The following is an 11,356-nucleotide window of genomic DNA, read 5'->3' as shown; positions in this document are numbered from 1 at the left end:
GAGCCCTCCGAGCCCGACCAGACGGTGACCTTCCTCGACCATTTCTATTTCTCGCTGGTGAACTTCTCGACGCTGGGCCGCGGCGCGCTGACGCCGACCGAGGGCCTGCGCCTGATCACTGCGGTCGAGGCGTTCCACGGCTTCCTGCTCATCACGTCCTCGGGGACGTACATGTTCCAGATCTCGTCCGGCAACGCGCCCTTCGCGCGCGACGGCTAGGCGCCGGGCTGAGGCGCGAGCAGCCGGCGGAACAACGTGTCGAGATGCGCGGCCGCCCCCGGGAAAGGGTCGTGATCCTCGCCCATGACCGCGCGGACCTGCACCTCGAAATCGGCGTAGTGCTGCGTCAGCGCCCAGATCGAGAAGATCAGGTGCAACGGGTCGACCGGGGCCAGCTTTCCGTCCGCGATCCAGCCGCGGATGATCTCCGCATGCTCGTCGACCATGTGCCGCAGGTCGGTCTGCAGCATGGGCTTCATGTTGGGGGCGCCGCGCAGGATCTCGTTGGCGAACAGGCGGCTTTCGCGCGGGTAGTCGCGCGACAGGGCCAGCTTGCCCTGAACGTAGGACAGGATCTCGGCCAGCGGCTCGCCCTCGGGGTCCATCGCGCCCAGCGGGGCAAGCCAGGTGTCCAGCAACCCGCGCAGCAGCGCCTCGTGAATGGCGTCCTTGGAAGGGTAATAGTACAGCAGGTTGGGCTTCGACAGCCCGGCCGCCTTCGCGATCCGGTCCAGCGTCGCGCCGCGGAATCCCTCGGCCGAGAAGACGTCGAGGCCCGCCTCGAGAATGGCCTCGCGCTTGGCGCGCTGGATGCGGGTGCGCGGCTTGACAGCGGCGCCTTTCGGATTTGCCGGAATTTTCGTCATCACCGCCCCGCCCTGCCCTATCGTCGCGCAGGTGCCCGAAAACCGGGCCAGCCGCTTGACCGAATCTGGTCCCGTGGTAGCGTCTGTTTGACCGATTGGTCAAATAAGACGAAAGGCCCGGCGGTCAACGACCGGGCGAACGACAGGAGAGATGCATGGCAGCGCCAGCGGCGAACATGACGGTCAATGCCGACCGTCTTTGGGACAGTCTGATGGAGATGGCCAAGATCGGCCCCGGCGTGGCGGGCGGCAACAACCGCCAGACCCTGACCGACGCCGATGCCGAGGGCCGCGCCCTGTTCCAGCGCTGGTGCGAAGAGGCGGGCTGCACCATGGGCCTCGACCAGATGGGCAACATGTTCGCGCGGCGCGAGGGCACCGACCCGGATGCCCTGCCCGTCTACGTGGGCTCGCATCTCGACACGCAGCCGACGGGCGGCAAGTACGACGGCGTTCTGGGCGTGCTCGGCGGGCTCGAGATTATCCGCTCGCTCAACGACCTGAACATCAATACGAAGCACCCGATCGTGGTGACGAACTTCACCAACGAAGAAGGGACCCGCTACGCGCCGGCGATGCTGTCCTCGGGCGTGTTCGCGGGCATCCACGATCAGGACTGGGCCTACGACCGGACCGACGCCAAGGGCCTGCGCTTCGGCGACGAGCTCGAGCGCATCGGCTGGAAGGGCGAGGAAGAGGTGGGCGCGCGCAAGATGCACGCCTTCTTCGAACTGCACATCGAACAGGGCCCGATCCTCGAGGCCGAAGGCAAGGATATCGGCGTCGTCACGCACGGCCAGGGCCTCAGCTGGACGCAGGTGACGGTGACCGGCAAGGACAGCCACACCGGATCCACCCCGATGCCGATGCGCCGCAACGCGGGCCTCGGCATGGCGCGCATCCTCGACAAGGTCGAGGAGATCGCGTGGCTTCACGCGCCCCACGCCGTCGGCGCCGCGGGCCATATCGAGGTCTTCCCGAACTCGCGCAACGTGATCCCCGGCAAGGCGGTCTTCACGGTCGATTTCCGCTCGCCCGACCTGTCGGTGATCGAGGAGATGGAGAAGCGCCTTCGGGCCGAGGCCGAGATGGTCTGCGACGAGATGCAGCTGGAGGTAGCGTTCGAGAAGGTGGGCGGCTTCGACCCGGTCGAGTTCGACGAAACCTGCGTCGCTGCCGTGCGCAACGCGGCGGAACGGCTGGGCTACAGCCACATGGACATCATCTCGGGCGCCGGGCACGACGCCTGCTGGATCAACCGCGTGGCGCCCACCGCGATGATCATGTGTCCCTGCGTCGACGGCCTGAGCCACAACGAGGCCGAGGAGATCAGCAAGGACTGGGCGCGCGCCGGCGCCGACGTGCTGTTCCACGCGGTCATCGAGACGGCGGAGATCGTGGAATGAGATCCGCGCCCGTCGCATGCCTTGCCTTAGCGGCACTCGCCGCCTGCACCGCGCAGCCACAGGATGCGTCCGCCGTGCCGGCCGAGGTCGTCGCCGCCCTACCGGACGACCTGTCGCCGCGCGAGGTCGGCCAGAACCCCGACGGGTGCTGGTACTACGTCGTCGGCGGGGATGCGGTCGTGCCGCTCAGCGACGCCGACGGCGCACCGGTCTGCACATGACCCGGCGAAAGACACCATTGGCGCCGGCGCGACACGGCCCGGCCCCGCGCCCGACGACACCGGGCAGCCAAAGACATCGCTCCACGGGAGGAAAGCAATGAGCACCGTCATCAAGAACGGAACCGTCGTCACCGCCGACATGAGCTGGAAGGCCGACGTGCTGATCGAGGGCGACACGATCGTCGAGATCGGCGAAGGCCTCAAGGGCGACACCGAACTCGACGCCACCGGCTGCTACGTGATGCCGGGCGGGATCGACCCGCACGTGCACCTGGAAATGCCCTTCATGGGCACCTATTCCAGCGACGATTTCGAAAGCGGCACCCGCGCGGGCCTGGCCGGCGGTACGACGATGGTCGTGGACTTCTGCCTTCCCAACCCCGACGGTCAAGGGCTGCTCGACGCGCTGCAGATGTGGGACAACAAGTCGACCCGCGCTAATTGCGACTATTCGTTCCACATGGCCGTGACCTGGTGGGGCGAGCAGGTCTTCGACGAGATGCAGACCGTCGTGCGCGACCGCGGCATCAACACGTTCAAGCACTTCATGGCCTACAAGGGCGCGCTGATGGTGCAGGACGACGAGATGTTCGCGTCGTTCCAGCGCGTGGGCGAGTTGGGTGGCATCGCGATGGTGCACGCCGAGAACGGCGACGTGGTGGCCGACCTGTCGGCACGCCTTCTCGCCGAGGGCAACAACGGCCCCGAAGGCCACGCCTATTCCCGCCCCCCGCAGGTCGAGGGCGAGGCCGCGAACCGCGCGATCATGATCGCCGACATGGCCGGCGTGCCGCTTTATGTCGTGCATGTCAGCTGCGAGGAGGCGCACGAGGCCATCCGCCGCGCCCGCCAGCAGGGCAAGCGCGTCTGGGGCGAGCCGCTGATCCAGCACCTGACGCTCGACGAGTCCGAGTACTTCAACCAGGATTGGGACCACGCCGCGCGCCGCGTGATGTCGCCGCCCTTCCGCAATGCCAAGCACCAGGAAAGCCTGTGGCACGGGCTGATGTCGGGCTCGCTGTCGGTGGTGGCCACGGATCACTGTGCCTTCACGACCGAGCAGAAGCGCTATGGCGTGGGCGATTTCACCAAGATCCCCAACGGCACGGGTGGCCTCGAGGACCGGCTGCCGATGCTGTGGACGCACGGCGTGGAGACGGGGCGGCTGACGCCCGAGGAATTCGTGGCGCTCACCTCGACCAACATCGCGAAGATCCTGAACTGCTATCCCCGCAAGGGCGCGATCCGCGTAGGCTCGGATGCCGACATCGTGGTCTGGGACCCGGCAAAGGAGAAGACGATCACCGCCTCCAGCCAGCAGAGCGCGATCGACTACAACGTCTTCGAGGGCCAGCACGTGAAGGGCCTGCCACGCTTCACCCTGACTCGCGGCAAGGTCGCCGTGCACGACGGCGAGATCCGGACCGAGGAAGGCCACGGCAAGTTCGTCAAGCGCGCGCCGGGCACGCCGGTCAACAAGGCGCTATCGACCTTCAAGGAGCTGACCGCGCCGCGCCCCGTCAAACGCTCGGGCATCCCGGCGAGCGGGGTCTGATCGCGCCATGTCCGCAGCCCCCGCCATGGCCCCCGCGCCAGAGCCAGCCGTCATCCGGGCCTCGCATCTCGACCTGACCTTCCAGACCGACGACGGGCCGGTGCATGCCTTGCGCGACATCAGCCTCGACATCCCCAAGGGGTCGTTCGTCAGCTTCATCGGCCCGTCGGGCTGCGGCAAGACAACCTTCCTGCGCTGCATCGCGGCGCTGGAAACCCCGACCGGCGGGTCGCTGACCGTCAACGGAATGACCGCCGACGAAGCCCGGCGCGCGCGCGCCTACGGCTATGTCTTCCAGGCGGCGGGACTCTATCCGTGGCGCACGATCGGCGGCAACATCCGCCTGCCGCTCGAGATCATGGGGTTTTCCAAGGCCGAGCAGCGCGAGCGCGTGGCCCGCGTGCTCGACCTCGTCGAGCTCACGCAGTTCGAGAAGAAGTTCCCCTGGCAGTTGTCGGGCGGCATGCAGCAGCGGGCGTCCATCGCCCGCGCGCTGGCCTTCGATGCCGACATCCTGCTGATGGACGAACCCTTCGGCGCGCTGGACGAGATCGTGCGCGACCGCCTCAACGAGGAGTTGCTGCGCCTCTGGGACAAGACCGACAAGACCATCGCGTTCGTCACCCACTCGATCCCCGAGGCGGTGTACCTGTCCACCCACATCGTCGTCATGTCGCCGCGCCCCGGCCGGATCACCGACGTGATTGAAAGCCCCCTGCCCAAGGAGCGGCCGCTGGACATCCGCGACACACCGCAGTTCATCGAGATCGCGCACCGCGTCCGCGAGGGTCTGCGCGCGGGGTACGAGGAATGACCGACGCCACCATCGCCACGCGCGGCGCCGCAAGGCGCTGGCCCCGGTGGCTGAGCGTGCCGCCGGTGCTGGCCATGGTGATCGCGCTGATCGCGATCTGGTACGTGGCGGCGGTGCCGATGAACGTGAAGGAGGTGCTGACCCAGGCCGAACGCGCCGGCGTCGTGGTCTCGCCGGACTCGGCGGTGGCGCGCCGCGACAAGTCCAGCCTCGCGCTGGTCGCGCGCAACCCCGGCGCACTCGGCGAAAGCTGGAGCCTCGACCGCCCGCGCCTGCCCGCCCCGCACCAGGTGCTGGTCGAACTTTACGACTCAACCGTCGACGAAGAGCTGTTCGGACGGCGCGGCATCGTGCAGTCCGGCTCGCTCTCGAACCGCAGCCTTGTCTACCACGGCTGGGTCACGCTGAACGCGACGTTCGTGGGTTTCCTGATCGGCACGGCGCTGGGCGTCGTGCTGGCGGTCGGCATCGTGCACAGCCGCGTCATGGACCTGAGCGTAATGCCCTGGGCGATCGTCTCGCAGACCATCCCGATCGTGGCGCTGGCGCCGATGATCATCGTGGTGCTCTATTCGATCGGCATCCAGGGCCTGCTGCCCAAGGCGGTGATCTCGGCCTACCTGTCGTTCTTCCCGGTTGTCGTCGGCATGGTGAAAGGACTGCGCAGCCCCGACGCGATGCAGATGGACCTGATGCGCACCTACAACGCCGCTCAGCCGACGATCCTGTGGAAGCTGCGGCTGCCGGCCTCGGTGCCCTACCTCTTCGCCTCGCTCAAGATCGCCATCGCGGCCAGCCTCGTCGGCGCCATCGTGGGCGAGTTGCCGGTGCAGCAGGGCGGGCTCGGCGCACGGATGCTGGCGGGCAGCTATTACGGCCAGACGGCGCAGATCTGGGCCGCGCTGCTGCTGGCCGCGGCGCTGGCGGCACTTCTGGTCTGGGCGATCGGCTGGCTGGAACGGCGCACGCTGACGCGGATGGGGATGGCGGCATGAGCTACGTGATCTTCGCGCTCGTCCTCTGGGCCATCGGCTTCGCGGTCAACGTGCAGCTTGCCGGTGGCCCGGCACGGCGCAGCGCCGCCGCGCGGCTGGCGATCCCGCTGATCTTCGGCGCCACCGTGCTGGCCATGTGGGAGCTTCTGGTCCGCGGGCTCGAGGTGCCCAGCGTGATCCTGCCGCCGCCATCGCTGATCGGCGCGACCTTCGCCGAGAACGCCGGCATCCTATGGGGCGACTTCGTGCAGACGATCCTGAAGGGCGCGCTGACCGGCTACCTGATGGGCTGCGCCGCGGCGGTTCTGGTGGCGCTTCTCGTCGATCGGTACGACTACCTGCGCCGGGGCCTGCTGCCGCTGGGCAACTTCATGGCCGCGCTGCCGATCGTGGGCACCGCGCCGATCCTGGTGATGTGGTTCGGCTTCGGCTGGCAGTCGAAGGCGGCGGTGGTGGTGCTGATGGTGTTCTTCCCGATGCTGGTAAACACCGTCGCGGGCCTGACGGATACGTCCGCGATGCAGCGCGACCTCATGCGCACCTATGCCGCGTCCTGGCCTCAAACCCTGCTGAAGCTGCGCCTGCCGGCGGCGCTGCCGTTCATCTTCAACGGGCTCAAGATCTGCTCGACGCTGGCGCTGATCGGCGCCATCGTGGCAGAGTTCTTCGGCTCTCCTACGCAGGGCCTGGGCTTCCGGATCTCGACCAGCATCGGCCAGCTGAACCTGGGCCTCGTATGGTCGGCGATCGTGGTCTCGGCGCTGGCGGGCACGGTGTTCTACGGGCTGGTGGCCCTGCTGGAGCGGCGCGCGACGTTCTGGCACGCGTCGCAGCGCAAATAAGACAGAATCCCGGCGCGAACCGGGGCAGGAAGACAACGAAAATGCACGAGTCCAACAAGAGGGAACTACAATGAAAAAGACGCTCTACGCCGCGGCGGCGAGCCTCGGCCTGGCCGCCACCCCGGCACTGGCCCAGGACGACGAGGTGACGCTGCAGCTGAAATGGGTGACGCAGGCCCAGTTTGCCGGCTACTACGTCGCGCTCGAGAACGGCTATTACGAGGAAGCCGGCCTCGACGTCACGATCCTGCCCGGCGGGCCGGACATCGCGCCCACGCAGGTCATCGCCGGCGGCGGCGCCGACGTGGTGGTGGAATGGATGCCCGCCGCGCTGGCCGCGCGCGAGAACGGCCTGCCGCTGGTCAACATCGCGCAGCCCTTCGCCTCGTCCGGCATGATGCTGACCTGCTGGGGCGACGTCGGCATCGAGGAGCCCGCGGACCTTGCGAACCGCACGCTGGGCGTGTGGTTCTTCGGCAACGAGTATCCGTTCCTGTCGTGGATGAGCCAACTCGGCATCGAGACCGACGGCGCGTCCGAAGGCTCGGTCGAGGTGCTCAAGCAGGGCTTCAACGTCGACCCGCTGCTGCAGCGCCAGGCCGACTGCATCTCGACCATGACCTACAACGAGTACGGTCAGGTCATCGATGCGGGCGTCGCGCCCGAGGAGCTGGTGACCTTCAAGTACGAGGACCAGGGTGTCGCGACGCTCGAGGATGGTCTCTACGTGCTCGAGGAAAACCTCGAGGATCCGGCCTTCGTCGACAAGATGGCGCGCTTCGTCGCGGCCTCGATGAAGGGCTGGAAATGGGCCGAGGAGAACCCCGAGGAAGCCGCGATGATCGTGCTCGACTACGACGAGACCGGCGCCCAGAGCGAGCATCACCAGATCCGCATGATGAACGAGATCGCCAAGCTGACCGCCGGGTCGGACGGCACGCTCGACCCCGCCGACTACCAGCGGACGGTCGACACGCTGCTGGGCGGCGGTTCCGACCCCGTCATCACGCAAGAGCCCGAGGGCGCGTGGACTCACGCGATCACGGACCAGGCGCTGAACTGATCCGCAGCGTCTTGCCAATGCCAAAGGCCCCGGTTTTGCCGGGGCCTTTTTTCGTTCGGGATCGCGTCGGGAACTGTGAGATCGACGACCCGCCGGGTAGCTGTCGCTTCCACAGCCAGCCGGAGGCGGATTACATCAGCGATTCGGCGTTGACGCCTACGGTCATCGCGCCGATCGGGTCGCCGGTGGCGGGATCGGTCAGCGTGAACGAGATCTGCGCCTGGTAGGACTGGCTGGATTCGTCGAACTCGATCTCGGAGAAGTGCATCGCTCCGGCGCCTGCGCCGTAGGTTTCCGAGAACTTCTCCTCGTCGCCCTGCCAGTAGTCCGAGGTCATGCCGCTGGAAGCCACGTTGAGCCCCACGGCATCCATCACGAAGATCTCGGTAATCGTGCCGCCGGATTCCGCGACGCGTGCGCGCAGGAACTCGGACGCCGGGTGCTGCACCACCGGGTCGATCGTCGGCGAGTCCGGCGCGCCGACCTCGGCCCGCCAGGCCTGGTCCATCGCCTCGATCGTAGCGGCGTCGTAGCCGGCGGTCGTCTGGTTCTGGTGCGCGATCGCGTCGAGCAGCACCGGGTCGGTCGCCCACCCGGCGATGCTGGCATCGTAGTAGGCCTGCATGGCGCCGTTCGCGTCGACCGCCCAGGCGGCGGGGGACGTGGCAACGACGAACGCGACGGCGAGCGGAAGACGGATCATGGGCAATCTCCTTGAGAAAACGTGTCGGCGTCACGCTATGCCCAAGCGATTACCCGCCGTTTAAGGTCCGAAGGATCTTGCAGACAAATCGAGACAACCGCCCCGACATCCGCGCATGAAAAAGGCGCGCCCGCGAGGGGCGCGCCTTCCTCAGGATCGCTCGCGAGCTTTAGAAGCGGAACGAGCCGCGCAGCGAGATCGTGTCGGCATCGGCGTCCACGTCGGTGTCGTCGATGTCCTCGAAGCGATGAGCCAGGTACTCGGCACCGATCGTCAGATTGTCGGTCGCCATGTACTCGACGCCCAGACCGCCCACGGGGCCGGTCTCTTCGCCGATGCTGGTGTCGACGCGCGCGGCACCCGCCGTGCCGTAGACCATGAACTGGCCCAGGTCGGCGCCGGCGCGCAGCTTCAGCCTCGTGACGGAGTCGACGTCGGCGCCGCCGACCTCGAGATCGTTCAGGCTGCTGTACTCGAGCTCGCCGCCCAGCACGAAGCTGCCGAAATCGTAGTCATAGCCGGCGTGGACGCCGTACATGCCGCTGGTTTCCTCGTCGTCGGCCGCGTCCACGCGGGCCGAGCCGAAGCTCAAACCGGCATAGGCGCCGGTCCAGTCGGTGCCCATCGGCTGTTGCACCACCACCGGGGGCTGCATCGGCGCCGGCTCGGGCATGGTCGGCGTGGGGCTGCCTGCGAACGCCGCGCCGGCGGTCACGATCATCGTGCTCGAAAGGATGATTGCCTTGGTCTTCATCTTTGTCCTCTTTCTTGTAGTCGTCCGGCTCTTACAACTGCCCGGAACCACAGACGCAATGCCGCTCGGGCCCAATGGTTCCGCCGCACCGCCGCATGGGCGCTTCGCCGCGCAGCGCGGGCCCCGGTCTCGGCGGGAAGGCGCCGGCCAGGGCACGCGGCGTCCGGAACGGCAGCGGCGCATTGTCTCTGGCCTTTTGCGGGCCATGGCGATAGGCGGGGCGGGAATGCCCCGGCACGCCATTACGGCCTTGGGGCCGGCGCCGCCGCCACCGGGCGGAACGACGCCTCAGCCAGACATACGAGGATTACAGGCATGGACCTGCGCAACATCGCGATCATCGCGCACGTGGACCACGGCAAGACGACGCTGGTCGACGAGCTGCTCAAGCAATCGGGCGCCTTCCGCGCCAACCAGGCCGTGGCCGAGCGCGCCATGGACAGCAACGACCTCGAGCGCGAGCGCGGCATCACCATCCTGGCCAAGGCGACCTCGGTCGAGTGGAAGGGCACGCGGATCAACATCGTCGACACGCCCGGACACGCCGATTTCGGCGGCGAGGTCGAGCGTATCCTGAGCATGGTCGACGGCGTGGTGCTGCTGGTCGACGCGGCCGAAGGCCCGATGCCGCAGACCAAGTTCGTGACCTCGAAGGCGCTGGCGCTGGGGCTGCGGCCGATCGTGGTGCTCAACAAGGTCGACAAGCCGGATGCCGAGCCCGACCGCGCGCTGGACGAATGCTTCGACCTGTTCGCCGCGCTCGACGCCGACGAGGACCAGCTGGACTTTCCGCACCTCTACGCCTCGGGCCGGTCCGGCTGGGCGGATACCGAGCTGGACGGCCCGCGCAAGGACCTGTCGGCGCTGTTCCGGCTGATCGTCGATCACGTGCCCGCGCCGCGCCAGATCAAGCACGCCGACGAGGATTTCCGCATGCTCGCCACCACGCTGGGCGCCGACCCCTTCGTGGGCCGCCTGCTGACGGGCCGCGTTGAATCCGGCCGGCTGAAGGTCGGCGCGACCGTGCAGGCGCTGACGCGCCACGGCCAGAAGATCGAGCAGTTCCGCGTGTCGCGCATCCAGGCGTTCCGCGGCCTCGGCCCGCAGGAGATCGACGAGGCGGTCGCCGGCGACATCGTTTCGCTGGCCGGCATGTCCAAGGCGACCGTGGCCGACACGATCTGCGCGCTGGCGGTGGACGAGCCGCTCGAGGCGCAGCCGATCGACCCGCCGACCATCACCGTCACCTTCGGCATCAACGACAGCCCGCTGGCCGGCCGCGACGGCAAGAAGGTGCAGTCGCGCGTGATCCGCGACCGGCTGTACAAGGAAGCCGAGAGCAACGTCGCCATCAAGATCAAGGACACCCCCGGCGGCGAAGCCTTCGAGGTCTCGGGCCGCGGCGAATTGCAGATGGGCGTGCTGATCGAGAACATGCGCCGCGAAGGGTTCGAGCTGTCGATCTCGCGCCCGCAGGTCATCATGCGCGAGCAGGACGGCCAGATGATGGAGCCGATCGAGGAAGTCACGGTCGACGTCGACGACGAATTCTCGGGCGCCGTGATCGAGAAACTGACCGGCGCGCGCAAGGGCGAGATGACCGAGATGAAGCCCGGCGGCGCGGGCAAGACGCGGATCATCGCGCTTGTCCCGTCGCGCGGTCTGATCGGCTACCACGGCGAGTTCCTGACCGACACGCGCGGCACGGGCGTGCTGAACCGCGTCTTCCACGGCTGGGCGCCGCACAAGGGCGCGATCCCGGGCCGCCGCGCCGGCGTGCTGATCTCGATGGAGAACGGCGAGGCCGTGGCCTACGCGCTGTGGAACCTCGAGGAGCGCGGCAAGATGTTCATCGGCGCGCAGGAGAAGATCTACCAGGGCATGATCATCGGCGAGCACAGCCGCGAGAACGACCTGGAAGTGAACCCGCTGAAGGGCAAGAAGCTGACCAACGTGCGGGCCTCCGGCACCGACGAGGCCGTGCGCCTGACCACGCCGGTGACGCTGACGCTGGAACAGGCGATCGCCTACATCAACGACGACGAGCTGGTCGAGGTGACGCCGAACGCGGTCCGTCTGCGCAAGCGGCACCTCGACCCGCACGAGCGCAAGCGCGCCGCGCGCGCGGGCTGATCCC

The 11,356-nt window shown here is 67.8% G+C and carries 12 protein-coding genes; 9 read left to right on the top strand and 3 right to left on the bottom strand.

What is annotated here, in order from left to right; all coding sequences use genetic code 11:
* The coding region (locus tag ACFDTC_RS03455; protein WP_375257471.1) for an ion channel at window positions 1–219 on the top strand (219 nt) is incomplete at its 5' end.
* On the opposite strand, the gene ACFDTC_RS03450 is transcribed toward ACFDTC_RS03455, so the two are convergent.
* Window positions 216–866 carry a TetR family transcriptional regulator C-terminal domain-containing protein gene (locus tag ACFDTC_RS03450; protein WP_375257470.1) on the bottom strand — a complete coding sequence of 217 codons (651 nt, stop codon included), beginning with the start codon at window positions 864–866 and terminating at the stop codon, window positions 216–218. The genes ACFDTC_RS03455 and ACFDTC_RS03450 overlap by 4 nt on opposite strands.
* 155 nt (window positions 867–1,021) lie before the next feature.
* On the opposite strand from ACFDTC_RS03450, the gene ACFDTC_RS03445 reads away from it, so the two are divergent.
* From ACFDTC_RS03445 to ACFDTC_RS03415, 7 genes are all read left to right on the top strand, one after another.
* Complete coding sequence (locus tag ACFDTC_RS03445; protein ID WP_375257469.1) at window positions 1,022–2,272, top strand: Zn-dependent hydrolase; 1,251 nt, start codon at window positions 1,022–1,024, stop codon at window positions 2,270–2,272.
* Window positions 2,269–2,493: a hypothetical protein gene (locus tag ACFDTC_RS03440; protein WP_375257468.1), complete on the top strand. Its 225-nt coding sequence runs from the start codon at window positions 2,269–2,271 to the stop codon at window positions 2,491–2,493. The genes ACFDTC_RS03445 and ACFDTC_RS03440 overlap by 4 nt, the downstream gene beginning before the upstream one ends.
* A gap of 97 nt (window positions 2,494–2,590) precedes the next feature.
* Window positions 2,591–4,048 carry a dihydropyrimidinase gene (hydA, locus tag ACFDTC_RS03435; RefSeq protein ID WP_375257467.1) on the top strand — a complete coding sequence of 486 codons (1,458 nt, stop codon included), beginning with the start codon at window positions 2,591–2,593 and terminating at the stop codon, window positions 4,046–4,048.
* 7 nt (window positions 4,049–4,055) lie between these two features.
* Window positions 4,056–4,862 carry an ABC transporter ATP-binding protein gene (locus ACFDTC_RS03430; RefSeq protein ID WP_375257466.1) on the top strand — a complete coding sequence of 269 codons (807 nt, stop codon included), beginning with the start codon at window positions 4,056–4,058 and terminating at the stop codon, window positions 4,860–4,862.
* Between the two features lie 74 nt (window positions 4,863–4,936).
* Window positions 4,937–5,857 carry an ABC transporter permease gene (locus ACFDTC_RS03425; protein ID WP_375257493.1) on the top strand — a complete coding sequence of 307 codons (921 nt, stop codon included), beginning with the start codon at window positions 4,937–4,939 and terminating at the stop codon, window positions 5,855–5,857.
* Window positions 5,854–6,699, top strand: coding sequence for an ABC transporter permease (locus tag ACFDTC_RS03420; RefSeq protein ID WP_375257465.1), 846 nt, complete (start codon window positions 5,854–5,856; stop codon window positions 6,697–6,699). Before ACFDTC_RS03425 ends, ACFDTC_RS03420 begins: the two co-directional genes overlap by 4 nt.
* Window positions 6,700–6,769: 70 nt before the next feature.
* Window positions 6,770–7,762, top strand: coding sequence for an ABC transporter substrate-binding protein (locus ACFDTC_RS03415; protein ID WP_375257464.1), 993 nt, complete (start codon window positions 6,770–6,772; stop codon window positions 7,760–7,762).
* Between the two features lie 130 nt (window positions 7,763–7,892).
* On the opposite strand, the gene ACFDTC_RS03410 is transcribed toward ACFDTC_RS03415, so the two are convergent.
* Together ACFDTC_RS03410 and ACFDTC_RS03405 are read right to left on the bottom strand one after the other, a co-directional pair.
* Window positions 7,893–8,465: a hypothetical protein gene (locus ACFDTC_RS03410; RefSeq protein WP_375257463.1), complete on the bottom strand. Its 573-nt coding sequence runs from the start codon at window positions 8,463–8,465 to the stop codon at window positions 7,893–7,895.
* Window positions 8,466–8,634: 169 nt separating this feature from the next.
* Window positions 8,635–9,219, bottom strand: coding sequence for an outer membrane protein (locus ACFDTC_RS03405; RefSeq protein ID WP_375257462.1), 585 nt, complete (start codon window positions 9,217–9,219; stop codon window positions 8,635–8,637).
* Between the two features lie 315 nt (window positions 9,220–9,534).
* Between ACFDTC_RS03405 and typA the strand changes: the two genes are divergently transcribed.
* Window positions 9,535–11,352, top strand: a complete 1,818-nt coding sequence (gene typA, locus ACFDTC_RS03400; protein ID WP_375257461.1) for a translational GTPase TypA — start codon at window positions 9,535–9,537, stop codon at window positions 11,350–11,352.
* Window positions 11,353–11,356 lie beyond the last annotated feature (4 nt).

The sequence above is a fragment of the Citreimonas sp. genome (genome assembly GCF_042096055.1).
Taxonomy (GTDB): domain Bacteria; phylum Pseudomonadota; class Alphaproteobacteria; order Rhodobacterales; family Rhodobacteraceae; genus Citreimonas.
This window is presented reverse-complemented; position numbering and strand designations above follow the sequence as displayed.

Coding starts and splice junctions, on each gene's coding strand:
- ACFDTC_RS03450 (WP_375257470.1), bottom strand. CDS start 866: ATGACGAAAATTCCGGCAAATCCGAAAGGCGCCGCTGTCAAGCCGCGC.
- ACFDTC_RS03445 (WP_375257469.1), top strand. CDS start 1,022: ATGGCAGCGCCAGCGGCGAACATGACGGTCAATGCCGACCGTCTTTGG.
- ACFDTC_RS03440 (WP_375257468.1), top strand. CDS start 2,269: ATGAGATCCGCGCCCGTCGCATGCCTTGCCTTAGCGGCACTCGCCGCC.
- hydA (WP_375257467.1), top strand. CDS start 2,591: ATGAGCACCGTCATCAAGAACGGAACCGTCGTCACCGCCGACATGAGC.
- ACFDTC_RS03430 (WP_375257466.1), top strand. CDS start 4,056: ATGTCCGCAGCCCCCGCCATGGCCCCCGCGCCAGAGCCAGCCGTCATC.
- ACFDTC_RS03425 (WP_375257493.1), top strand. CDS start 4,937: ATGGTGATCGCGCTGATCGCGATCTGGTACGTGGCGGCGGTGCCGATG.
- ACFDTC_RS03420 (WP_375257465.1), top strand. CDS start 5,854: ATGAGCTACGTGATCTTCGCGCTCGTCCTCTGGGCCATCGGCTTCGCG.
- ACFDTC_RS03415 (WP_375257464.1), top strand. CDS start 6,770: ATGAAAAAGACGCTCTACGCCGCGGCGGCGAGCCTCGGCCTGGCCGCC.
- ACFDTC_RS03410 (WP_375257463.1), bottom strand. CDS start 8,465: ATGATCCGTCTTCCGCTCGCCGTCGCGTTCGTCGTTGCCACGTCCCCC.
- ACFDTC_RS03405 (WP_375257462.1), bottom strand. CDS start 9,219: ATGAAGACCAAGGCAATCATCCTTTCGAGCACGATGATCGTGACCGCC.
- typA (WP_375257461.1), top strand. CDS start 9,535: ATGGACCTGCGCAACATCGCGATCATCGCGCACGTGGACCACGGCAAG.